Source organism: Streptomyces sp. NPDC058864 (assembly GCF_042742985.1).
GTDB lineage: Bacteria > Actinomycetota > Actinomycetes > Streptomycetales > Streptomycetaceae > Actinacidiphila.
This window is the reverse complement of the sequence record NZ_JBHYMQ010000005.1, coordinates 92,647-113,284: the sequence shown is the minus strand read 5'-3', so window position 1 is coordinate 113,284 and position 20,638 is coordinate 92,647. Positions and strand designations below refer to the sequence as shown.

Here is a 20,638-nt window from a genome sequence, read left to right as displayed (position 1 = left end):
AGGAGTACCCCATGGCCCATCAGGTCCGTGCCGTCGTCGCCCGGGAGAAGGGTTCCCCCGTCAGCCTGGAAACGATCGTCGTGCCCGACCCGGGGCCGGGGGAGGCGCTGGTGCGGATCCAGGCCTGCGGGGTCTGCCACACCGACCTGCACTACCGCGAGGGCGGTATCAACGACGACTTCCCGTTCCTCCTCGGCCACGAGGCCGCCGGCGTCGTGGAGTCGGTCGGCGAGGGCGTCACCGACGTCGCCCCCGGTGACTTCGTCGTCCTCAACTGGCGCGCCGTGTGCGGTCAGTGCCGCGCCTGTCTGCGCGGACGCCCCTGGTACTGCTTCAACACCCACAACGCCAAGCAGAAGATGACCCTGCTGGACGGTACCGAGCTGTCCCCGGCGCTCGGCATCGGGGCCTTCGCCGAGAAGACCCTCGTCCACGCCGGTCAGTGCACCAAGGTGGACCCGTCCGTGTCCCCGGCCGTCGCCGGGCTGCTCGGCTGCGGCGTCATGGCGGGCATCGGCGCGGCCATCAACACCGGCAACGTCGGCCGCGGCGACTCCGTCGCCGTCATCGGCTGCGGCGGCGTCGGCGACGCCGCCATCGCCGGCTCCCGGCTGGCCGGCGCCGCGAAGATCATCGCGGTGGACATCGACCCGCGGAAGCTGGAGACGGCGAAGAAGCTGGGCGCCACGCACACCGTCAACTCCAAGGAGACCGACCCCGTCGAGGCGGTCCGCGAGCTGACCGGCGGCTTCGGCGCCGACGTCGTCATCGAGGCGGTCGGCCGCCCCGAGACGTACAAGCAGGCCTTCTACGCCCGCGACCTGGCCGGCACCGTCGTCCTGGTCGGCGTGCCCACCCCCGAGATGAAGCTGGAACTGCCGCTGCTGGACGTGTTCGGCCGCGGCGGAGCGCTGAAGTCCTCCTGGTACGGCGACTGCCTGCCCTCCCGCGACTTCCCCATGCTCATCGACCTCCACCTGCAGGGACGGCTGGACCTGGACACCTTCGTGACCGAGACCATCGCCCTGGACGAGGTGGAGAAGGCGTTCGAGCGGATGCACCACGGCGACGTGCTGCGCTCGGTGGTGGTCCTCTGATGGCCGCCCGCATCGACCACCTCGTCACCTCGGGGACCTTCTCGCTGGACGGCGGCACCTGGGACGTCGACAACAACGTCTGGATCGTCGGCGACGACACCGAGGCGATCGTCGTCGACGCCGCCCACGACGCCGACGCCATCGCCGCGGCACTGGGCGGCCGCCGGCTGGTCGCGATCGTCAGCACCCACGCCCACAACGACCACATCGACGCCGCGCCCGCGCTCGCGGCCCGTACCGGCGCGCCGATCCTGCTGCACGGCGACGACCTGCCGCTGTGGAAGCAGACCCACCCCGAGCGATCCCCGGACGGCGAACTGACGGACGGTCAGGTCATCGCGGTGGCCGGCACCGAGCTCACGGTGCTGCACACTCCCGGCCACGCGCCGGGCGCCGTGTGCCTGTACGCGCCCGCCCTCGGCACCGTCTTCACCGGCGACACCCTCTTCCAGGGCGGCCCGGGCGCCACGGGCCGGTCCTTCTCGGACTTCCCCACCATCGTCGGCTCCATCCGCGACCGACTGCTGACCCTGCCGCCGGAGACGGTGGTGCGCACCGGCCACGGCGACAGCACCACCATCGGCGCCGAGGCCCCGCACCTCGACGAGTGGATCGCCCGCGGCCACTGAGCCGCTGCGCCCGTCGCACCCGCGGGGACCGGAGCCCGACGGCTCCGGTCCCCGCGGGCTTCGGCCCGCCGCTCAGGCCGCGAGCACCCGCAGCGGCGCGCCGTCGCGGAAGGCCGCGATGTCCTCCACCGCCTGCCGGTGGAAGACCTCGTACGTGGCCTCCGTGACGTAGCCCAGGTGCGGGGTGAGCAGCGTGCCGGGCAGGGTCCGCAGGACGTCCGCGGCGGGCAGCGGCTCGGTGTCGTACACGTCCAGTGCCGCGCCGGCGATCCGGCGCTCACGCAGCGCCGCGACCAGTGCGGGGGTGTCGACGAGCGGCCCGCGCGAGGTGTTGACCAGCAGCGCCGTGGGCTTCATCCAGCCCAGCTCCTCCGCACCCACCAGGCCGGTGCTGCGCTCGCTGAGCTTGTAGTGCACGGTGACCACGTCGGACTGCGCGAACAGCTCCCGCTTGCCGACCGCCCGCGCGCCGCACGCGGCGGCGTGCCCGGGGTCGAGGTGGGTGCTCCACGCCAGGACACGCATCCCGAAGGCGCTGCCGATCGCGGCCACCCGCGTGCCCAGCCGGCCCAGCCCCACCACACCCAGCGTCCGTCCGTGCAGGTCGCCGCCGATCGTGTGCTGCCACTCACCGCGCCGCATCCCCGCCGCCTCCTCGGGGATGTGCCGGACCATCGACAGGACGAGCCCCCAGGTCAGCTCGGCCGTGGCGTGCGGGACGCTCTCCGTGCCGCACACCGTCACACCGTGCCGCCGGGCCGCATCCAGGTCCACGGACGCGTTCGCCATCCCCGTGGTCACCAGGAGCCGCAGCGCCGGCAGCGCCGCGAAGCGCTCCTCGGTGAAAGGGGTGCGCTCGCGCATGGCGACCACGACGTCGAAGCCGTCCAGCGCCTCGGCCAGCTCGGCCGTGCCGCCTATGTGGTCATGGTGGAAGACCACCTCCGCGCCCAGTGCGTCCCAGTCCGCGAACCGGTGCGCAGCCTTCTGATAGTCGTCCAGGACGGCGATGCGCATCGTGCGGTCTCCTCGGCTCGATCGGTCGAACGGATGTGTCCGGGGCCTGTCCTAGTATCGGCTCGGAAGCGGCCGGAACCGAACGAGGGGTGGGCACGTGGAGACACCCGGCAGGCGGCGCCGGATGCGCTGGTGGCCCCGCTCGCTGTACTGGCGCCTCGCGCTCGGCTTCCTGGCGATCACCACGATCGGCGTCGCGGCCGCGGACGTCTACGCCGCCCGTGCCCTCGCCGAGGGCCTGCGCAACCGGCTGGACCAGCAGCTCGCCTCCATACGCCAGGACCGCCTCGACGAGCTGGAGACCAGCTCGGACCTCAAGCCCGCCGGGGCGAACGCCGTGGTGCTGCTCACCGACGCCATCGGCCGGGTCGTGCAGCGCGAGTCCGGCGCGATGGTGGAGCGGGCCGTCATCCGGCTGTCCAGCGCCGACCTCGATCGCCTGGCGACCGATGGCCGGGCGGGCGCGGTCGGCCCGGCCCCGATGCGGGCGGTCGTGGAGAAGCTGCCCGACGGCGGTTACCTGGTGATCGCGGAGTCCACCGCGGACGACGCCGCCACCGTGCACAACCTCGTGGTCATCGAGGCCGTCTCCGGTGTGCCGCTGATCGCCGGCGTCGTGCTCGGCGCCCTGTACTTCAGCCGCCGCACCATCTCGCCGCTCAAGGAGATCACCGCCACCGCACGCCGCTTCGCCGCGGAGGGCGCGCCCTCGCAGCGGGTCTCGGCCCCGGTGTCGACGGCGGAGGTGGAGGCGCTGGCCGACGCCGTCAACGCGATGCTCGGCCGCGTCGACGAGGAGTTCAACCGCCGCCGCAAGGCCGAGGAGCAGCTGCGCGACTTCGTCGGCGCCGCCAGCCACGAACTGCGCACCCCGCTCACCGCGATCGGCGGCTACGCGCAGCTGGTGCGCTTCGGCGCCCTCGACGACCCGGCGCGGCTGGACGACGCCATGCGCCGGGTGCAGAACGAGACCCGCAGGATGTCGGCCCTCGTGGACGAGCTGCTGCTGCTCGCCCGCCTCGACCAGGGCCGCCCCCTGGAGTGCCGCCCCGTCGACCTGGCCGAACTCTGCGCCGACGCGGTGGCCGACACCCGCGTCACCGCCCCCGACCGACCGGTGACCCTCGTCGTGCAATCCGGGTCCCACGTGGTGACCGGCGATCCCGACCGGCTCCGCCAGGTGGTCACCAACCTGCTGGCCAACGTCGTCGCGCACACCGCCCACGACGTCCCCGCCGAGGTACGGGTCGGCCGCGAGGGCGACGAGCAGATCGTCGACGTCGTCGACGGCGGCCCCGGGATACCCGAGGAGCTGCACGAGCGGATCTTCGAGCGGTTCTTCCGCGCCGGCGGCCCGGCCCGCCCCGCCCACGCGGACGGTCACCCCGCCCCCGGCAGCGGCCTGGGCCTGAGCATCGTCGCCGCGATCGCCGCGGCGCACTCGGGGTCGGTGCGGGTGGAGGCGTCGGAGTCGGGCGCGTGGTTCCGGGTCCGGTTGCCGGCGCTCACTGGCGCATGATCGCGGCGACGGCGACGGCCGTCCGCAGGACCTGCAGGTCGCGCGGGCCGTCGACGCGACGGCCGGTCAGCTCCTCGACCCGGCGCAGCCGGCGGTCGAAGAACTTGCGGCGGAGCGTGAGCAGCTCGCACGCCAGGTCGGGGTCGCCGTCGGCGGAGATCACCGCGCTCAGCGTCTCCCGCAGCACCCGGTCGGCCAGCACCGGCTGCACCATGCCGACCAGCCGCTGCGCGATGTCGGGGGTCTGCGCGGCCGCGTACTCGACCAGGACGTCGTCCAGCTGGTACACGCCGGGCCCGAAGCCCAGCGCGTCCACCACCGCGCAGATGTCGTCCACCAGCAGCTGACCGGCCGTCACCTCGTTGTACGGCTTCCAGTGCACCGCGAGCCGGACCGTCCCGCCGAGGTCCCGGTGGACGCGTTCCGCCAGGTCGAGGGACTCCTCGTGGCGCGGCGCGGGGGTGAGCACGTACAGCCCGCGCGCCGAGGTGAGCACGGCCGTCTCCGGGCCGCCGTGGCCGCGGGCCACCGCCTCGACGTCGCGCGGGGGACGGCCGGGCGCGCGCAGCGCCATCACGGCGTAGGCGGGCGGGGCGTAGGACGGTCCGGGCCGTGGCGGCTCAGGGACCGGGGCCGGACTTCGCGGTCCCGACTGGGCGAAGAAGCCCCGGTTCAGCTCCCGGCCCACGCGGCGCCCGGCGTCGGCGAGGCGCCGCGCGAACTCGTCGCGGGAGCCGTCGGAGGCGGTGGCGCCGGCCGCCGTGTGCCCGCTGGAGAGCAGGATGTGCTCGGTCGTCTCCTGGACGGCGACCCGCAGCGCGCTCACCGGCTCGCCACGCGCCGCCCAGGCGACCCCCTCGCCGCGGATCCGCGCGGCGGTCTGCTCGCTCCACTCACCCGAGCCGGAGACGACTTCTATAAGGGCGGCGAACAGCTCCCGCCGCAACGAGGGCTCGCCTCCGCCGGAGTCGGTGAATCCCAGGTCAAGACAGGAATCCAGGCCCGTGGACACCGGTGCGTGGGTGGTCATGCGCGCAAGCCAAGCACCGGAGCATCAGAGTCACATCAAAGCCCGATCAGAGTTGCCGCTGGGTGTCGCCCGACGTCACGACGGTTCCGGGATCGCCTGCTCGGTCCAGATGCACTTGCCGCCGGGTACGTAGCGCGTGCCCCAGCGCTGGCACAGCGCGGCCACCAGCTGCAGCCCGCGGCCGCCCTCGTCGGTGTCGCCGGCGTGCCGGATCCGGGGGGTGCTGAGACTGCCGTCCGACACCTCGCAGACGAGGGTGCGGCTGCGGATCAGCCGCAGGTCGATGGGCCCCCGGGCGTGCCGGACCACGTTGCCGACCAGCTCGCTGGCGATCAGCTCGGTGGTCATGACCAGTTCGTCCAGGCCCCAGGCGTCCAGCCGGCTGCGGACGTGCTCGCGCGCCTGGCCCGCGGCGAGCGGGTCCTCGGGCAGGGACCAGGTGGCGACGTCGCCGGGCGCCAGGGCATGAGTACGGGCGATGAGCAGGGCCGCGTCGTCCCCGGCGTGCTGCTGGTGGGGGTCGAGGGCCGTTGCGACCTCCTCGCAGAGCCTGCCGAGCCGTTCGGCCTCGCCCCGGCGGCCGTCCGCGGTCCGCGCCGGCGTCGCGGCCCGCGCGCCGGTGAGGGCCTTCGCCAGCCCGGCCATGCCGGTGTCGATGTCCCGGCGCGAGGACTCGACGAGGCCGTCGGTGTAGAGGACCAGCAGACTGCCGTCGGGGATCTCCAGCTGCGCGGTCGCGAACGGCGGTGTGGCCGCGCCCAGCGGGGCGTCCGGCGAGTGCCCGGCGAAGTGGACGGTGCCGTCGGGCAGCACCAGCGCGGGCGGCGGATGACCGGCCCGGGAGAAGGTGCAGGTGCGGTTGGTGGGGTCGTACACGGCGTACAGGCAGGTCGCGTAGAAGTCGTCCCCGAGGTCGCTGACCAGGTCGTTGAGGTGCGCGAGCAGCTCGTCGGGCGGCAGTTCGAGACCGGCCAGGGTGTGCACCGCGGTGCGCAGCCGCCCCATCGTCACGGCCTCGGAGATCCCGTGCCCCATCACGTCCCCGATGACCAGCGCGACCCGGTCGGCGGAGAGGGGGATGACGTCGTACCAGTCCCCGCCGACCGTCGTCCCCTCGACGGCGGGCAGGTAGCGCGCCGCGGCGCTGACCGCCGGCAGTTCGGGCAGGAGGCGCGGCAGCAGACCGCGCTGGAGCTCCTGCGCCCGCCCGTGCTCGGCGTCGTACAGCCGGGCCCGCTCCAGTGCCTGGGCGACCAGCCCGCTGAGCGCGGTCAGCAGGGTGCGCTCCTCCTCGCTGAACGGGCGGGGCTCGGAGAAGGAGACGACGCAGGAGCCGACGGCCTTCCCGGAGACGATCAGCGGGAGGAAGGCCCAGGCGTGCTTCTGCGACCACTCCTGGAGGTGCACCCGGGTCGGGTACGCCTCGCGGAACTCCTTCGCGGACGTGACGTAGCGGGGCACGCGCTCGCGGATGGCGTCGGTGCTGGGGCTGCCCTCGGCGAGCCGGGTCCGGCTGAGCCGTTCCATCAGGCCCGGCGGGTAGCCGACGAAGCCGACCACCCGCAGCAGATCGCCCTCCAGCGTCTTGATGATCAGCCCGGTCGCGTCGAACAGCGGGAGCACGCGGTCGGCGACGGCGGCGACGACGTCCTTGACGGTGACGGCCTCGGCGAGCGCGGTGGTGAGCCGGCCGATGTGCGCGGCGCGGTCGGCGGCGGTGCGGGCGGCGTCGGCGCGGGCCTCCTCGGCCAGCCGGTGCTCGGTGACGTCGGTGAGGTAGAGGGTCAGGCCGTCGGGCACCGGCATGACGCGCAGGTGGTAGCGGCGTTTGCCGCCGTCCCACTCGATGTCCGCGCTGACGGTCGCATCGCCCCCGGCCGCCCGGCGGCAGTGCGCCTCGAGTTCCGATCCGTGCACGCCTGGCAGGTCCCACAGCACGTCGCCGACCAGTGGCCGCCGTGCCCCGAGCAGCCGCTCCGCCTGCGGGTTGGCGAAGGCTATGCGGCCGTCGTCGTCGACCGCCAGGAATCCGTCGCTCATGTGGCGCAGGGCCCGGCCGGCGGCGTCCATCGCGACCCGGGTCTCCGTGCTGTCCCACAGCACCCCGGCCAGTCGCACGGCCTTGCCGTCCGCACCGAGCACGCTGCGGCCACGGGCCTGCACCCAGCGGAAGCTCCCGTCCGGCCGGCGGACCCGGTACTCCCAGGCGAAACCGCCGGCGGCCCGGGCGGCCTCCTCGGCGTCGGCGATCACCCACGGCAGGTCCTCGGGGTGGACCAGCTCCACCCAGGTCTCCAAACGCCCGTCGTACATCTGCGGCGACATCCCGAAGACGGAGCGCGCGGTCTCGTCCAGGTACGCCTCGCCGGTGCGGACGTTCCACTCCCAGGTGCCGATGCCCACGTCGGACGGGGTCTCCCGGGGCCGCGGGCCGGAACCGCCCTCCGCCAGGCGCCAGCGCTCGCGGGACTCGACGGCGGCCGTCCGTCCCAGCCGCCCCGACACCCACGCGGCGATCGCCTGCAGCAGCTCCCACTCGCCCGGGGCCGGCGGCACGGCGTCCGCGGTCACCACCGAGAGCGCCCCGAGCGGGCCCTCGGGGCCGGGGAGCGGTACGGCGGCGAGCCCGGACCCGCCCGGCAGCGGGCCGGGGGTCGTCTCCGTGGTGGGCAGCCACACCGGCTCGCCGCCGGTCGTCGCGCGACCGGGCGCGGTGCCGTCCTGCGGGGGAAGGAAGAGCCAGCCCCGGGTGAGGTTCCGGGGCAGACCGCTGCTGGCGGCCAGGCGCAGCGGTACCCCGCCCCGGGCCTCCTGCCCGCGCAGGTGGACCAGTCCGCCCAAGCCGTTCAGCGCCGCCACCGCCTGCTGCAGTCCCAGCCGCAGCGCCTCGCGCTCGCCCTGGTCGTCGCCCGAGGACCGCAGCAGCCCGAGCCGCTCCGCTCCCGGCTGCTCGAGCGGCGCTTCAGGCTCCTGGGCGGCGGCTTCGTTCGGGATCATGCCCTCTTCTCGTCGGCTCTTCCTCCGAAGGCCAACATAGCGCCGCGCGCGGGGACCGTCAGCGCGAAGCCGTATCGCCCGCCTGCCCGGCCCGCACCAGGTAGCCGGCCCCCCGCACGGTGCGGATCAGCGACTGGTCGGTGTCCCCGAGCTTGCGGCGGAGGTAGTAGATGTAGGTCTCCACGATCCCGGACTCGCCCTGGAAGCCGCAGCTCCACACGGCGTCGAGGATCTGCCCCTTGGAGACCACCCGGTCCGGGTTCTCCAGCAGGAAGCGGAGCAGCGCGAACTCGGTGGCCGAGACCTGGACGGGCCTGCCGTGCCGCCACACCTCGTGGGTGTCCGCGTCGAGCTCGACCCAGCCCGCGCGCAGCCGGCGACCGGCGGGCTCGGGGGCCCGGCCCCGGCGCAGCAGGGCGTTCACCCGGGCCGCGACCTCGTTGATGTCGAAGGGCTTGGTGACGTAGTCGTCGCCGCCCAGCGCCAGCCCCCTGATCTTGTCCTCCACCGCGTCCCGGGCGGTGAGGAAGAGGACGGGCGCGTCGACCCGGGCGGCGCGGAGCCTGCGGCAGACCTCGAAGCCGTCGAGGTCCGGCAGCCCCACGTCGAGCAGGATCACGTCGGCCGCGCGCTCGGCGGCCGTGCTCACCGCCTCCTCGCCGGTACCGGCCGTGACCACGTCGAAGCCCAGGAACTGCAGCGCCATCGCGAGCATCGAGGCGATGCTCGCCTCGTCCTCCACGACCAGCACACGGGGCTGCTGGGCCGAAACGGTCACGTTCATGCCGTGGGTCACTTCCTCCGGGCCGGATTCCGGCCGTTGTCATGCAGAAGAGGAACGGATTATGTCATTCGGTTGAACCCGGACAACCCCCGTGACCGAATCGCGGCGGGTGATCACCCGTCAGATCCGGCGTCCCGGACGTCCGGGCGACGCCTTGACAGGGGTGGGGGGCGCCCCCACACTGATGTTGCGTCAACCGCAATCAGTTCCGCCATACGCACCGAGGTGTCATGATGATTCCCGTGTGCCGGCTCGCGGATCTCCCGCGTGGCGAGGCCTTCCGGCTCGAAACCGACCCGCCCGTCGCGGTGTTCCACACCGAGGAGGGCGAGCTCTACGCCGTCGACGACACCTGCACCCACCAGGACGCGTCGCTCGCGGACGGCTGGCTGGAGGGGTGCGAGGTCGAGTGCCCGCTGCACGCCTCGAAGTTCGACCTGCGGACGGGCGCGGTGGACGCGCCCCCGGCCAGGCGGCCGGTGCGGACGCACGAGGTCGTGGTCGAGGACGGCATGATCCACGTACGGCTGTCGCCGGCCGCCCCGGGCCTCCCGTCGTGCGCCGCCGGCCGGCCCGCCGGGGGAGCCGGGTGAGAGCGGTCCTCGTGGTCGGCGCCTCGCTGGCGGGGCTGTCGGCGGCGCGGGCGCTGCGTGCCCGGGGGTTCGACGGGCGGCTGGTGGTCGTGGGCGACGAACCGCACCGGCCGTACGACCGGCCGCCGCTGTCCAAGGAGTTCCTCGCCGGACGGGCCGACGAGACCGCCCTGGTCCTGGAGGCGGAGGACGAGGACCTCGGGGCCGAATGGCTGCTCGGCGCACGGGCCGTGGCGCTCGACCCGGGCGCCCGGAGTGTCGGACTCGCGGACGGCCGCTCCGTCGGCGCGGACGGCGTCGTCATCGCCACCGGGGCCGCGGCCCGTACCCTGCCCGGCGCCGCGGCCGGGTCCGGGTCCGGGGTGCACACCCTGCGCACCCTGGACGACGCCCGCGCGCTACGGGCCGACCTGGCGCGCGGCGGCCGGCTCGTCGTCATCGGCGGTGGCTTCATCGGGGCCGAGGTCGCCTCGACCGCGTGCGCCCTCGGCCTCGACGTCACCGTCGTCGAGGCAGCGCCCACCCCGCTCTCGGGGCCGCTCGGCGAGACGATGGGCGGCGTCGTGTCGGGCCTCCACGCCGACCACGGCGTACGGCTGCTGTGCGGCACGGGGGTGCGGGGGACCGAGACGGACGGCGGCGGGCGGGTGACGGCCGTGCTCCTGGCCGACGACCGCAGGCTGCCCGCGGACACCGTGGTCGTCGGCATCGGGGCGCGCCCCTGCGTGGACTGGCTCGCCGGGTCCGGGATCGGGCTCGGCGACGGCGTGCTGTGCGGGCCGGACGGCCGGACGAACCTGCCGGGCGTCGTCGCCGTCGGCGACTGCGCCGCCTGGTACGACCCGGCCGCCGGAGCGCACCACCGCGTGGAGCACTGGACGGGAGCACTGGAGCGTCCGGCCGCCGCCGTTGCCGCGCTGCTGTCCGGCGGCCCGAGCGGGCAACGGGCGCCGCGTCCGCCGTACTTCTGGTCCGACCAGTACGGGGTGCGCATCCAGTTCGCGGGCCGCGCCGCGGGGGCCGACACCGTCACGGTCGAGGAGGGCGCCCCGGAGGGGCGTGACGTGCTCGCCGTCTACCGCAGGGGCGGGATGCCGGTGGCGGTGCTGGGGATGAACCGGCCCCGGTCGTTCACCCGTTGGCGCAAGCGGCTGGCCGCCGCCACGTCTTGACAGCGCCGGACCGGCGCCACATGCTGCAGTTGCGCACTGCACACTCCGTTGCTCATTACACAACGTCCTGCAAGGAGTGCCCGTGACCCCGACCGGTCTGCCGGACAGCCTGATCGCCACCCTCCCCGGCTCCTACTACACGGACCCCGGGATCTTCGCCCAGGAGCAGGAGCGCATCTTCGAGACGATGTGGTTCTGCGTGGCGCGCTCCTCCGAACTCGGCCGGCCGGGCGCCTTCAGGACCGTGGACGTCGGCCGCGAGAGCATCCTGGTCACCCGGTCCCGGGACAACGCGGTGCGTGCCTTCTTCAACGTGTGCCGGCACCGCGGCGCCCGGCTGCTCACCGAGGAGGGCGGCGAGGTCCGACGGGCGTTCCAGTGCCCCTACCACGCCTGGACGTACGACCTGGACGGCAGGCTCGTGGCGGCCCCCAACCTCACCAAGATGCCCGACGTGGGACGCACCGAGTACGGACTCGTCGCCGTCCACGTCCGCGAGTGGCTGGGGTACGTCTGGGTCTGCCTGGCCGAGGACCCGCCGTCCTTCGAGGAGCAGGTGGTCGGCGAGGTCGTCACCCGGCTGGGGGACGTGGCGTCCCTGGAGCGTTACGGCATCGAGGACCTGAGGGTCGGCCGGCGGATCGTCTACGACGTGCGGGCCAACTGGAAGCTCATCGTCGAGAACTTCATGGAGTGCTATCACTGCGCCACGATCCACCCCGAACTCACCGAGGTGCTACCGGAGTTCGCCGACGGCTACGCCGCGCAGTACTACGTCGGCCACGGTGCGGAGTTCGGCGCGGACGTCCAGGGCTTCACCGTGGACGGCTCGCCCGGTCTGGAGCGCATACCCGGGGTCTCCGCGGACCAGGACCGCCGCTACTACGCGATCACCATCAAGCCGCAGGTCTTCGTCAACCTGGTGCCGGACCACGTGATCTTCCACCGCATGTACCCGGTCGCGGCAGACCGCACGGTCGTCGAGTGCGACTGGCTCTACCTGGAGGAGGTCGTCACCGGGGGCAGGGATGTCAGCCGCTCGGTCGAACTCTTCGACCGGGTCAACCGCCAGGACTTCGAGGCCTGCGAGCGCTGCCAGCCCGCGATGGCCTCCCGGCTCTACGCCAAGGGCGGGGTCCTGGTCCCGAGCGAGCACCACATCGCCGGCTTCCACGACTGGGTGCACGAACGACTCGGCACGGCTCAGCCCAGGTAGCCCATGCGGTGACTGATCTCGGCGGCCCCGGCGACCAGCAGCGGCGCGAGCTCGTGCATGCGCTCCTGCGTGAAGCGGTACGAGGGGCCGGAGGCGCTGACGGCGGCGACGACCTCGCCGTCGCGCGAGCGGACGGGGGCGGCCATCGCGTGCAGGCCGATCTCCAGCTCCTCCAGCGTCCAGGCGTACCCGCGCTCCCGGGCCCCGGCGAGGTCCTTCTCCAGCTTCGTCCGCGAGGTGAGGGTGTGCGGGGTCAGCTTCTCCAGGCCCGCGTCCGCGAGGAGTTCCGCGCGCTGCCCGGCGGGGAGGTGGGCGAGCAGGATCTTGCCGCTGGAGGTCGCGTGCAGCGGGGTCAGCTGGCCGACCCAGTTGTGCGCGGTGACCGCCGCCGGTCCGCGCACCTGGTACAGGTTGATCGCGAAGTGCTTCTCCATCACGGCGATGTTGACGGTCTCGCCGATCTCCTCGGCGAGCCGCTCGCACACCGGGCGGCCCTGCTGAGTGATGTCGATGCGGCCGGTCACCGCGCCGGCCAGCCGTACGATGCCGAAGCCGAGCCGGTACTTGCCGCGCTCGCCCGCCTGCTCCACCAACCCGCGTGCCTCCAGCGCGCCGAGCAGCCGGAACGCCGTCGACTTGTGGACCTCGATCTCGGCGGCGACCTCGCTCACGCCGGCCTCGCCGCGCTGCGCCAGGATCTCCAGCACGCTGATCGCCCGGTCCACGGACTGGACGCCGCCCGGCTGCGCCCCGCTTGTTTCGGTATCTGCACTGAAGTTGCTCACAGCGAAACTATACGCGCGGTAAACAACAGTGCGGGGGCTGCCCGGACGCGGCCCGGGGGAGGGGCAATCCCCCACCTCACATGTCAAGTTGCGCCGTTCGCAACCTGGTGCGCATAGCGGCACCGTACTAGCATGCTGCGCCAGTCGACCTGTCGACCCGCGTGATCGAGGCGAGCGAGACAAGCGAAGCAAGCGAGACCAGTGAGACGAGGCTGACATGGCTCCTCCCGTGCAGTACGACTTCGTCATCGTCGGCGGGGGCTCCGCAGGCTGCGCCCTCGCGAACCGGCTCTCCGCCGATCCCGGCAACCGCGTCCTGGTGTTGGAGGCCGGTCGCCCCGACTATCCCTGGGACGTCTTCATCCACATGCCGGCGGCGCTCACCTTCCCCATCGGCAGCCGGTTCTACGACTGGGGCTACGAGTCCGAGCCGGAACCCCACATGGGCGGGCGGCGGATCTACCACGCCCGGGGCAAGGTGCTCGGCGGGTCCAGCAGCATCAACGGCATGATCTTCCAGCGGGGCAACCCCATGGACTACGAGCGCTGGGCGAGGGTCCCCGGCATGGAGCACTGGGACTACGCCCACTGCCTGCCGTACTTCCAGCGCATGGAGAACTGCCTCGCCGCCGACCCGGACGACGAGTTCCGCGGCCACGACGGCCCGCTCGTCCTGGAGCGCGGGCCCGCCGAGAGCCCGCTCTTCCCCGCCTTCCTCCAGGCCGTCCAGGAGGCGGGCCACCCCCTCACCGACGACGTCAACGGCTACCGCCAGGAGGGCTTCGCGCCCTTCGACCGCAACGTCCACCGCGGCCGCCGGCTCTCCGCCGCCCGGGCCTACCTGGACCCGGTGCGCGGCCGCCCCAACCTGACGGTGCGGACCCGGGCGCTGGTCACCCGGGTCCTGTTCGAGGGCAAGCGGGCCGTCGGCGTGGAGTACGAACGCCGCGGGGGCGCCCGTGAACAGGTGCGCGCCCGCGAGGTGGTGCTCTGCGGCGGCGCGGTGAACTCGCCCCAGCTGCTGCAGCTGTCGGGGGTCGGTGACGCCGGGGAGCTGTCGGCGCTCGGCATCGACGTCGTCCACGACCTGCCCGGCGTCGGCGAGAACCTCCAGGACCACCTGGAGGTCTACGTCCAGTACGCCTGCACGCAGCCGGTGTCCATGCAGCCGTACCTGGCCAAGTGGCGCTACCCGTTCATCGGCCTGCAGTGGCTGTTCCGCAAGGGCCCCGCCGCCACCAACCACTTCGAGGCCGGGGGCTTCGCGCGCAGCAACGAGGACGTGGACTACCCCAACCTGATGTTCCACTTCCTGCCCATAGCCGTGCGCTACGACGGCTCCGCCCCGGCCGGCGGCCACGGCTACCAGGTGCACGTGGGGCCGATGTACTCCGACGCCCGCGGCACGGTGAAGATCCGGAGCACCGACCCGCGCGAGAAGCCCGCCCTGCGCTTCAACTACCTCTCCACCGAACAGGACCGCCGCGAGTGGGTCGAGGCGGTGCGTGTCGCCCGCGACATCCTCGGCCGGCCCGCGCTCGCCCCCTTCAACGGCGGCGAGGTCTCGCCCGGCCCCGGCGTCGAGACCGACGAGGAGATCCTGGCGTGGGTCGCCGAGGAGGGCGAGACCGCCCTCCACCCGTCCTGCACCTGCCGGATGGGCACCGACGCGATGGCCGTGGTCGATCCGGAGAGCATGCGGGTGCACGGCGTGGAGGGGCTGCGCGTGGTCGACGCGTCCGTGATGCCCTACGTGACCAACGGGAACATCTACGCGCCGGTGATGATGATCGCCGAGAAGGCGGCCGACCTGATCCTCGGCCGTGCACCGCTGCCGCCCTCGAAGGCGCAGTACTACCGGCACCGCGACGTCGCGGCCAACTGACCCCGCCGGCCGTCCCGTTCGCCGGGTCACGATGTGCCGTACACGCCGTGCCACCCCTTGACGGCCGGTGGCCGGTCGGACATGGTGTTCCACCACAAGCAATTCGATGCGCTATGTGCAACGAAGCGAGGACTCCGCGCGTGGCAGACCTGTACCTGGACGGAGAGTGGCGCGAAGCGGTGGCCGGAGGCCGCCGGGAGATCCGCTGCCCCGCCGACGGAGCCCTCGTCGCGACGGTCCCCGAGGCGAGCCGCGCCGACGCGGAGGCCGCGGTCGCCGCCGCCCGCGCCGCCTTCGACCACGGACCCTGGCCGCGGACCCCGGAGCGCGAACGCGGCGCCCTCCTGCTGCGCGCCGCCGGCATCGTGGAGCGGGACGCCAAGGACTTCGCCCGCGCCGAATCCCTCGACACCGGCAAACGGCTCGTGGAGAGCGAGTACGACATCGCCGACGTCGTCGCCTGCCTGCGCCACTACGGCGGCATCGCGGGGACCTCGGCCGGACGGGTCGTCGACACCGGCCGCGACGACGCCATCAGCCGCGTCGAGTACGAGCCGGTCGGCGTCTGCGCCCTGATCACCCCCTGGAACTACCCGCTGCTGCAGGCCTCCTGGAAGGTCGCGCCGGCGCTCGTCGCGGGCAACACCTTCGTCCTCAAGCCCAGCGAGCTGACCCCCTCCACCTCCGTGCTGCTGATGCGGGCCCTGGAGGAGGCCGGACTCCCGCCGGGAGCCGGGAACCTCGTCCTCGGCGCGGGGCCCGAGGCCGGCGCCCCGCTCGCCGAGCACCCCGGCGTCGACATGGTCTCCTTCACCGGCGGTCTGGCCACCGGCAGACGCGTGATGGCCGCGGCCGCCGCCACGGTCAAGAGGGTCGCCCTCGAACTCGGCGGGAAGAACCCCAACGTGGTCTTCGCCGACGCCGACTTCGAGACGGCCGTGGACTTCGCGCTCACGGCCGTCTTCCTGCACTCCGGGCAGGTCTGCTCCGCCGGGGCCCGGCTGATCGTGCAGGACACCGTCCACGACGCCTTCGTCGACGAGGTCGTACGGCGCGCCTCGGCCATCCGGCTCGGCGGGCCCTTCGACCCCGCGGCCGAGACCGGCCCGCTGATCTCCGCCGCGCACCGCGACAAGGTCGAGGCGTACGTCGCCGCCGGGATCGCCGAGGGCGCCGTGCTGCGCTGCGGCGGCGCCCGGCCGGCGGACCCGGCGCTCCGGGACGGCTTCTACTACCCGCCGACCGTGCTCGACGACTGCGACCAGGGCATGCGCGTCGTCCACGAGGAGTCCTTCGGGCCCGTGCTGACCGTCGAGCGCTTCACGGACGAGGACGACGCCGTACGCATCGCCAACGACACCGAGTACGGCCTCGCCGGCGCCGTGTGGACACGGGACGCCGGCCGCGCGCAGCGGGTCGCCCGCCGGCTGCGCCACGGCACCGTGTGGATCAACGACTACCACCCCTACGTGCCCCAGGCGGAATGGGGTGGCTTCGGGCACTCGGGCGTGGGCAGGGAACTGGGACCGACCGGCCTGGACGAGTACCGCGAGCCCAAGCACATCTGGCAGAACATCCGACCCAGGCCGCAGCACTGGTTCCGCGGCTGAACGCCGAAGAGAGGCCCACCGTGACCCCAGCACCGACCGATGCGCCGCAGCGGCGCGGCGCGTCCCGCGACGAGGACCAGGGCCAGGACCGGGACGCGGTCATCTCCGTGCGCGGGCTGTGGAAGGTGTTCGGGCCGAAGGCCGACAGGGTGCCGGGGTCGCAGGAGCTGTGCGGACTCGGCCGACGCGAGCTGATGGAGCGCACCGGCTGCACCGCGGCCGTGCGCGACGTCCACTTCGACGTCGCGCCCGGCGAGGTCTTCGTCGTGATGGGGCTGTCCGGCTCCGGCAAGTCGACCCTGGTGCGCTGTCTGACCCGGCTCGTCGAACCGACCGCGGGCGAGGTCGTCCTGGAGGGCGAGGACATCCGCGCCGCCGACGCCAAACGCCTGCGCGAACTGCGCCGCAACCGGTTCTCCATGGTCTTCCAGCACTTCGGCCTGCTGCCGCACCGCCGGGTCGTCGACAACGTCGCGTACGGCCTGGAGATCCGCGGCACGGGCCGGGCCGAACGCACGAAGCGGGCCCTGGAGGTCGTCGAACTCGTCGGCCTGGCGGGCTACGAGAACTCCTACCCCGACCAGCTCTCGGGCGGCATGCAGCAGCGCGTCGGCCTGGCCCGGGCACTGGCCGGGGACCCCGGCATCCTCTTCTTCGACGAGCCGTTCTCCGCACTCGACCCGCTGATCCGCCGCGACATGCAGAACGAGGTCATCCGGCTGCACCGCGAGGTCGGCAAGACGATGGTCTTCATCACCCACGACCTGTCCGAGGCCCTCAAGCTCGGCGACCGCATCCTGATCATGCGCGACGGCAGGACGGTGCAGTGCGGCACGGGCGACGAACTGGTCGGCGCCCCCGCCGACGACTACGTGCGCGAGTTCGTGAAGGACGTGCCGCGCGCCGATGTGCTGACGCTCCGCTGGATCATGCGCGACCCCCGGCCCGACGACGTCCTCGACGGTCCCGAACTCGGCCCCGGCACCGTCGTGCGCGAGGCGACGCGGGTCGTGCTCGGCGCCGGGAAGCCGGTCAGGGTCGTCGAGGAGGGACGGCTGCTCGGCGTCGTCGGCGACGAGGAGATCCTCGCCGTCCTCGCCGGCGCGGAAGGCGGCGCGTGATGGCCGTCGCCGCCTCCGGCACGCGGGAACGCCCCGTACCCCTCAGGCTGCGCCGCCGGGCCGTCGTGGCGGGCATCGTCGTGCTGTGGCTGGTGCTCTTCGCGCTGCTGCGCGGCCGGCACACGCTCGCCCTCGCGGCCGCCGACCTGACCTCGCTGCACCGCTGGTTCAACGAGGTCAACGACACCATCGGCGCGGACCGCAACAGCAACCCGCTGTTCCTCTACTTCTTCAACGAGATCCGGCTGGTCATCGACAACCTGGTGACCTTCGTCCAGACCCTGGTCTCACAGCCCCCCGACGGCCGTCCGGTGCCGCAGATCGGGTGGCTCGGCGTCGTCGCGATCGCGGGCTACGTCTCCTGGGCGCTGGGAAACTGGCGGGTGGCGCTGCTGGCGGTGGCGGGCTTCACCTTCTTCGGGCTGCAGGGGTTGTGGCAGGAGAGCATGGACACCCTCGCGCTCACCCTGTCCGCGGTGCTGGTGGCGCTGCTGTTCGGCATCCCGCTGGGCGTGTGGGCCGGGTTGTCGTCGCGGGTCAACCGCGTGGTGACACCGGTGCTCGACTTCATGCAGACGATGCCGACCTTCGTCTACCTGGCGCCGCTCACCCTCTTCTTCCTCATCGGTCCAGCGTCCGCCACCATCGCCACGCTGATCTACGCGGCGCCGCCCGCCGTCCGCATCACCGCGCACGCGATCCGCTCGGTCCCGGCGACCACCGTGGAGGCGGCCGAGTCGCTCGGTTCGACCAGGGCGCAGACCCTCACCAAGGTGCTGTTGCCGATGTCCCGGCGCACCGTGGTGATGGGCGTCAACCAGACCATCATGGCGGCCCTTTCCATGGTCACCATCGCGGCGCTCATCGACGCGCCCGGGCTCGGCAAGACCGTCGTCCAGGCCCTGCAGTCGCTCGACGTCGGCACCGCCTTCAACGCGGGCCTCGCCATCGTCGTCATGGCCATCGTCCTGGACCGGGTCACCACCGCGGCCGCGGTCAGGACGGAGCGGGCGCAGCGCTCCGGCGGCCCGCCGCGCCGGTGGCGCGGGCCGCTGCTCGGCGCGGGCGCGGTGGCCGCGGCGGTAGCGGCCTGGCTGTCCCACACGTACGTCTGGGCCGCGGAGTTCCCCGGCGAGGGCGGAGCGGGACGGTCCCTGGCGAGCGCCGCCGACACCGTCACCACCTGGGCGCAGGACCATCTGTCCGGCGTCACGAACGGCATCCGCGACGTGCTCACCACCGCCCTGCTCAACCCCTTCCAGACCCTGCTCACCGACTCGCCCTGGTGGCTCACCGGCCTGGTGCTGGTGGCCCTGGGCGCGGTCCTCGGCGGCACCGGCGCCGGCGTCACCGCCGCGGTGTGCGTGGGGCTGCTGGTGGGCACCGGACTGTGGCAGGACGCGATGACCACGCTCGCCTCGACCGTCGTGGCGACGCTGCTGGTGATGCTGCTCGGCGTCACGGTGGGCGTGTGGATGGGCCGCAGCGCGCTCGCCGACCGGATCCTCCGGCCCGGCCTGGACGCGGCGCAGGTCATGCCGCCCTTCGTGTACCTCGTACCCTTCCTCGCGCTGTTCGGCGCGAGCCGCTTCACCGCGATCGTCGCGGCCGTCGTCTACGCCGCGCCCGTGACGATGAAGATCGTCGCGGACGGCGTGCGGGGCGTGCCGGCCACGACCGTCGAGGCGGCGACGGCGGCCGGGTCCGGCACCTGGCAGCTCGTCACCAAGGTCCAGCTGCCGATGTCGCGCGGTGCCCTGGTGCTCGCGACCAACCAGGGCCTGATCTACGTGCTGTCGATGGTCGTGGTGGGCGGCCTGGTCGGTGCGGGCGCCCTCGGCTACGACGTCGTGGCCGGCTTCTCGCAGGGCGAGCTGTACGGCAAGGGGCTGGCGGCGGGACTCGCCATCGTCTTGCTCGGCGTGATGTTCGACCGGATCACCCAGGCCGCGGCCGGGCGCACCACCAGGGTGCCCGGCGGGCGCTAGGCAGGAGGCGGAAGAGACATGGCAACACACCTGACGGCGGCCGGCCCGTCCGTACGGAGGCGGGCCGGGGCGGTCACGGCCGCGGCCGCGGCGCTCGGGCTCGTCCTGACCGGCTGCGGCGGCGCCAAGGTCGGCGGGTCGGAGGCCGGTTCCGGCGGCTCCTCCGGCAAGTGCGGCACCTTCAACCTGGCCGTCAACCCGTGGGTCGGCTACGAGGCGGACGCCGCGGTCGTGGCGTACGTCGCCGAGGAGAAGCTGGGCTGCACGGTCAAGAAGAAGGACCTCAAGGAGGAGATCGCCTGGCAGGGCTTCGGCACCGGCGAGGTCGACGCGATCCTGGAGAACTGGGGCCACGACGACCTGAAGAAGAAGTACATCGAGCAGCAGAAGACCGCCGTCGAGGCCGGCCCGACCGGCAACAAGGGCGTGATCGGCTGGTACGTGCCGCCGTGGCTGGCCAAGGAGCACCCGGACATCACCGACTGGAAGAACCTCGACAAGTACGCCGACAAGTTCCGGACCTCGGAGTCCGGCGGCAAGGGCCAGCTCCTGGACGGCGATCCGTCGTACGTCACCAACGACGCCGCCCTGGTGAAGAACCTCGAGCTGGACTTCAAGGTGGTGTACGCGGGCAGCGAGACCGCGCTGATCCAGGCCTTCCGGCAGGCCGAGGCCAAGAAGCAGTGGCTGCTCGGCTACTTCTACGAGCCGCAGTGGTTCCTGTCGGAGGTCCCGCTCGCCAAGGTCGAGCTGCCGCCGTACGAGGCGGGCTGCGACGCCGACGCGGAGAAGGTCGCCTGCGACTACCCCGTCTACGACCTGGACAAGATCGTCAGCAAGAAGTTCGCCGGTTCCGGCAGCCCGGCCTACGGCCTGGTGAAGAACTTCAACTGGACGAACGAGGACCAGAACCTCGTCGCCAAGTACATCGCCGTGGACAAGATGACGCCGGAGGCCGCCGCCGAGAAGTGGGTGAAGGCGAACCCCGGCAAGGTGGACGCCTGGACCAAGTAGTCCCGCGCCCACCCGCCCCGCGTCACCCCGCACCACCGTGCTCCCGTGCCCGGCGGGCTGTTCCGACAGCCCGCCGGGCACCGTCGTTCCCCGGCCCCCGCCCTGCCGTTCCGGGCCCCGCGCGGCGGTCTCCTGGCGGCCTTCTCCCGTCCCTGGCGGGCCTCTTGACACCCTCTCCGGC

The 20,638-nt window shown here is 73.1% G+C and carries 16 protein-coding genes; 11 read left to right on the top strand and 5 right to left on the bottom strand.

Annotated features, from left to right (window positions below; genetic code table 11):
• Positions 1–11 precede the first annotated feature (11 nt).
• Positions 12–1,097: an S-(hydroxymethyl)mycothiol dehydrogenase gene (locus ACFW3D_RS06160; RefSeq protein WP_326571298.1), complete on the top strand. Its 1,086-nt coding sequence runs from the start codon at positions 12–14 to the stop codon at positions 1,095–1,097.
• Positions 1,097–1,726 (top strand): MBL fold metallo-hydrolase, encoded by a 630-nt coding sequence (locus tag ACFW3D_RS06155; protein WP_500501910.1) that lies wholly within the window; start codon positions 1,097–1,099, stop codon positions 1,724–1,726. Before ACFW3D_RS06160 ends, ACFW3D_RS06155 begins: the two co-directional genes overlap by 1 nt.
• 72 nt (positions 1,727–1,798) lie before the next feature.
• Here ACFW3D_RS06155 and ACFW3D_RS06150 read toward each other — a convergent pair whose 3' ends face one another.
• Positions 1,799–2,743, bottom strand: a complete 945-nt coding sequence (locus ACFW3D_RS06150) for a D-2-hydroxyacid dehydrogenase family protein (RefSeq protein ID WP_500501908.1) — start codon at positions 2,741–2,743, stop codon at positions 1,799–1,801.
• Between the two features lie 97 nt (positions 2,744–2,840).
• On the opposite strand from ACFW3D_RS06150, the gene ACFW3D_RS06145 reads away from it, so the two are divergent.
• Positions 2,841–4,262, top strand: coding sequence for a sensor histidine kinase (locus ACFW3D_RS06145; protein WP_500501906.1), 1,422 nt, complete (start codon positions 2,841–2,843; stop codon positions 4,260–4,262).
• Here the strand turns inward: ACFW3D_RS06145 and ACFW3D_RS06140 are convergent.
• The 3 genes from ACFW3D_RS06140 to ACFW3D_RS06130 form a co-directional block, all read right to left on the bottom strand.
• Positions 4,249–5,292, bottom strand: a complete 1,044-nt coding sequence (locus tag ACFW3D_RS06140; protein WP_500501904.1) for a helix-turn-helix domain-containing protein — start codon at positions 5,290–5,292, stop codon at positions 4,249–4,251. The two genes, ACFW3D_RS06145 and ACFW3D_RS06140, sit on opposite strands and share 14 nt — an antisense overlap.
• A gap of 75 nt (positions 5,293–5,367) precedes the next feature.
• Positions 5,368–8,289, bottom strand: a complete 2,922-nt coding sequence (locus tag ACFW3D_RS06135; protein ID WP_500501902.1) for a SpoIIE family protein phosphatase — start codon at positions 8,287–8,289, stop codon at positions 5,368–5,370.
• A gap of 58 nt (positions 8,290–8,347) precedes the next feature.
• The gene (locus ACFW3D_RS06130) at positions 8,348–9,073 is read right to left on the bottom strand and encodes a response regulator transcription factor (RefSeq protein ID WP_500501900.1); all 726 of its coding nucleotides are present in this window, start codon (positions 9,071–9,073) and stop codon (positions 8,348–8,350) included.
• Positions 9,074–9,303: 230 nt separating this feature from the next.
• On the opposite strand from ACFW3D_RS06130, the gene ACFW3D_RS06125 reads away from it, so the two are divergent.
• The 3 genes from ACFW3D_RS06125 to ACFW3D_RS06115 all read left to right on the top strand — a co-directional run bounded on the left by ACFW3D_RS06125 (position 9,304) and on the right by ACFW3D_RS06115 (position 12,054).
• On the top strand, positions 9,304–9,666 hold the full coding sequence (locus ACFW3D_RS06125; RefSeq protein ID WP_500501898.1) for a bifunctional 3-phenylpropionate/cinnamic acid dioxygenase ferredoxin subunit: 363 nt from the start codon (positions 9,304–9,306) through the stop codon (positions 9,664–9,666).
• Positions 9,663–10,838, top strand: a complete 1,176-nt coding sequence (locus ACFW3D_RS06120) for an NAD(P)/FAD-dependent oxidoreductase (RefSeq protein WP_500501896.1) — start codon at positions 9,663–9,665, stop codon at positions 10,836–10,838. The genes ACFW3D_RS06125 and ACFW3D_RS06120 overlap by 4 nt, the downstream gene beginning before the upstream one ends.
• Before the next feature lie 82 nt (positions 10,839–10,920).
• Positions 10,921–12,054: an aromatic ring-hydroxylating oxygenase subunit alpha gene (locus tag ACFW3D_RS06115; RefSeq protein ID WP_500501893.1), complete on the top strand. Its 1,134-nt coding sequence runs from the start codon at positions 10,921–10,923 to the stop codon at positions 12,052–12,054.
• Here ACFW3D_RS06115 and ACFW3D_RS06110 read toward each other — a convergent pair.
• Complete coding sequence (locus ACFW3D_RS06110) at positions 12,042–12,839, bottom strand: IclR family transcriptional regulator (protein WP_500501891.1); 798 nt, start codon at positions 12,837–12,839, stop codon at positions 12,042–12,044. The genes ACFW3D_RS06115 and ACFW3D_RS06110 overlap by 13 nt on opposite strands.
• 217 nt (positions 12,840–13,056) lie before the next feature.
• Here ACFW3D_RS06110 and betA point away from each other — a divergent pair, with 217 nt between their 5' ends.
• The 5 genes from betA to ACFW3D_RS06085 all read left to right on the top strand — a co-directional run bounded on the left by betA (position 13,057) and on the right by ACFW3D_RS06085 (position 20,457).
• Positions 13,057–14,724, top strand: coding sequence for a choline dehydrogenase (betA, locus tag ACFW3D_RS06105; RefSeq protein ID WP_500501889.1), 1,668 nt, complete (start codon positions 13,057–13,059; stop codon positions 14,722–14,724).
• Between the two features lie 140 nt (positions 14,725–14,864).
• Positions 14,865–16,334: an aldehyde dehydrogenase family protein gene (locus ACFW3D_RS06100; protein WP_500501887.1), complete on the top strand. Its 1,470-nt coding sequence runs from the start codon at positions 14,865–14,867 to the stop codon at positions 16,332–16,334.
• Between the two features lie 20 nt (positions 16,335–16,354).
• Positions 16,355–17,455: a quaternary amine ABC transporter ATP-binding protein gene (locus ACFW3D_RS06095; RefSeq protein ID WP_500501885.1), complete on the top strand. Its 1,101-nt coding sequence runs from the start codon at positions 16,355–16,357 to the stop codon at positions 17,453–17,455.
• On the top strand, positions 17,455–19,443 hold the full coding sequence (locus ACFW3D_RS06090; protein WP_500501883.1) for an ABC transporter permease: 1,989 nt from the start codon (positions 17,455–17,457) through the stop codon (positions 19,441–19,443). Before ACFW3D_RS06095 ends, ACFW3D_RS06090 begins: the two co-directional genes overlap by 1 nt.
• A gap of 18 nt (positions 19,444–19,461) precedes the next feature.
• A complete protein-coding gene (locus ACFW3D_RS06085; protein ID WP_500501881.1) occupies positions 19,462–20,457 on the top strand; it encodes an ABC transporter substrate-binding protein in 996 nt (331 codons plus the stop codon).
• Positions 20,458–20,638: the final 181 nt, after the last annotated feature.